This window comes from Streptomyces colwelliae, from assembly GCF_048158785.1.
Lineage (GTDB): Bacteria > Actinomycetota > Actinomycetes > Streptomycetales > Streptomycetaceae > Streptomyces.
In genome coordinates this window covers 1-2,921 of the sequence record NZ_JBLTJC010000658.1, presented here as the reverse complement: position 1 = coordinate 2,921, position 2,921 = coordinate 1, and the positions used below count along the sequence as shown (strand labels likewise).

The 2,921-nt window shown below is 70.0% G+C and carries 1 protein-coding gene; it reads left to right on the top strand.

What is annotated here, in order from left to right; genetic code table 11:
• The first annotated feature begins 154 nt into the window (after positions 1-154).
• Entirely contained in the window at positions 155-2,893 is a 2,739-nt protein-coding gene (polA, locus tag ACNFOC_RS52760; RefSeq protein WP_416966083.1) for a DNA polymerase I, read from the top strand.
• Positions 2,894-2,921 lie beyond the last annotated feature (28 nt).

Below are 2,921 nucleotides of genomic sequence, written 5' to 3'. Positions count from 1 at the left end.
GGCGTGGGCCGGGGTGGGCTTGTCCGGCTCCTCGTTGCGGCGGTGACTCCCGCCACCTCTTCCGTTGTTCCGTGACCCCGGTTCGTCGCGGCCATGGCTTCCGACGCGGCGGCCGTGACTCCGACTGTCAGTGGGGCGTGGCAGGATCGGGGTCGTGGCAGAGACAGCATCGAAGAAGACCGACAAGACCTCCGGGAACACCTCGGGCGGAGACCGTCCACGGCTGATGCTGATGGACGGGCACTCGCTTGCCTACCGCGCGTTCTTCGCGCTGCCCGCGGAGAACTTCACGACCGCGACGGGCCAGCCGACGAACGCGATCTACGGCTTCGCGTCGATGCTGGCCAACACCCTGCGGGACGAGGCGCCCACGCACTTCGCGGTGGCCTTCGACGTGTCCCGCAAGACCTGGCGCTCCGAGGAGTTCACCGAGTACAAGGCGAACCGCTCCAAGACCCCGGACGAGTTCAAGGGCCAGGTCGAGCTGATCGGCGAGCTGCTCGACACGATGCACGTGTCGCGGTTCGCGGTCGACGGCTTCGAGGCCGACGACGTCATCGCCACGCTCGCCACCCAGGCCGAGGCCGAGGGCTTCGACGTGCTGATCGTCACCGGCGACCGGGACTCGTTCCAGCTGGTGTCCGACCACACCACGGTCCTGTACCCGACGAAGGGCGTCTCCGAGCTGACCCGGTTCACTCCGGAGAAGGTCGTCGAGAAGTACGGGTTGACGCCCGCCCAGTACCCGGACTTCGCGGCGCTGCGCGGCGACCCGTCCGACAACCTCCCGGGCATCCCCGGCGTCGGCGAGAAGACCGCCGCGAAGTGGATCAACCAGTTCGGTTCGTTCACCGAGCTGGTGGAGCGCGTCGACGAGGTCAAGGGCAAGGCCGGGCAGAACCTCCGCGACCACTTGGACGCGGTCAAGCTCAACCGCCGGCTGACCGAGATGGTCAAGGACGTCGAGCTGCCCAAGACGGTCCTCGACCTGGAGCGCGCTCCGTACGACCGCACGGCCCTCGCGATGGTTCTCGACACCCTGGAGATCCGCAACCCCTCACTGCGCGAGCGCCTGCTGGCCGTCGACCCGGGCAACGAGGAGGCCGACGCGACCCCGCCCGCCGAGAGCGGAGTGGCGGTCGACGGCTCGGTCCTCGGCACCGGCGAACTGACCGGCTGGCTGGCTGACTACGGCACCGAGCCGCTTGGCGTCGCCACCGTCGACACCTGGGCGCTCGGCACCGGCTCGGTGACCGAGGTCGCGCTCGCCACCGCCGGGGGAGCGGCCGCCTGGTTCGACCCCGCGGAGCTGGACGAGAGCGACGAGAACGCGTTCGCGGCCTGGCTGTCCGACGCCGACCGTCCCAAGGTGTTCCACAACGCCAAGGGCGCGATGCGGGTCTTCGCCGAGCACGGCTGGACGATCGCCGGCATCTCCATGGACACCGCGCTCGCCGCCTACCTGGTCAAGCCCGGCCGCCGCTCCTTCGACCTGGACGCGCTGTCCCTGGAGTACCTCGGCCGCGAACTCGCCCCGGCCGCCACGGCCGACGGCCAGCTCGCCTTCGGCGCGGACGACGGCGCCGAGGCGGACGCCCTGATGGTGCAGGCCCGCGCGATCCTCGACCTGGGCGACGCCTTCGGGGAGCGCCTCCAGGAGGTCGGCGCGGCGGACCTGCTCCGCGACATGGAGCTGCCCACCTCGATCCTGCTGGCCCGCCTGGAGCGGTCCGGCATCGCGGCCGACAAGGCGCACCTCGAAGCGATGGAGCAGATGTTCGCCGGCGCCGTCCAGCAGGCGGTGAAGGAGGCGCACGCGGCGGCGGGGCACGAGTTCAACCTCGGCTCGCCCAAGCAGCTCCAGGAAGTCCTCTTCGGCGAACTGGGCCTGCCCAAAACAAAGAAGACGAAGACCGGCTACACGACCGACGCGGACGCCCTGGCCTGGCTGGCCAACCAGACGGAGAACGAACTGCCGGTCATCATGCTCCGCCACCGCGAACAGGCGAAGCTGCGCGTCACGGTCGAGGGCCTGATCAAGACGATCGCGACGGACGGCCGCATCCACACCACGTTCAACCAGACGGTCGCGGCGACGGGCCGCCTGTCCTCCACGGACCCGAACCTTCAGAACATCCCGGTCCGCACGGACGAGGGCAGGGCGATCCGCAGGGGCTTCGTGGTGGGCGAGGGCTACGAGTCCCTCATGACGGCCGACTACAGCCAGATCGAGCTGCGCGTGATGGCCCATCTCTCCGAGGACGAAGGCCTGTTGGAGGCGTTCACCTCGGGCGAGGACCTGCACACCACGGTCGCCTCCCAGGTGTTCTCGGTCGAGGGTTCCGCGGTCGACGCGGAGATGCGCCGCAAGATCAAGGCGATGTCGTACGGCCTCGCCTACGGCCTGTCCGCCTTCGGCCTCTCCCAGCAATTGAACATCGACGCGGGCGAGGCGCGGGTCCTGATGGACACCTACTTCGAGCGCTTCGGCGGCGTACGGGACTATCTGCGCCGGGCGGTCGACGAGGCGCGGGCCACGGGCTACACGGCGACCCTCTTCGGCCGCCGCCGCTACCTCCCCGACCTCAACAGCGACAACCGCCAGCGCCGCGAGGCTGCCGAGCGGATGGCGCTCAACGCCCCGATCCAGGGCACCGCGGCGGACATCGTGAAGATGGCCATGCTCAAGGTCGACACCGCCCTGCGCGAGGCCGACCTCAAGTCCCGCATGCTCCTCCAGGTCCACGACGAAATCGTCCTGGAGATCGCCCCCGGGGAACGAGCGGCCACCGAGGAACTCGTCCGCCACGCGATGGCCGGCGCGGTCCACCTCCGGGCACCGCTGGACGTCTCAGTGGGCGTGGGCCCGGACTGGGAGTCGGCCGCGCACTAGCCTCCGGCGGTTGGGCGTCTGTCGCCTT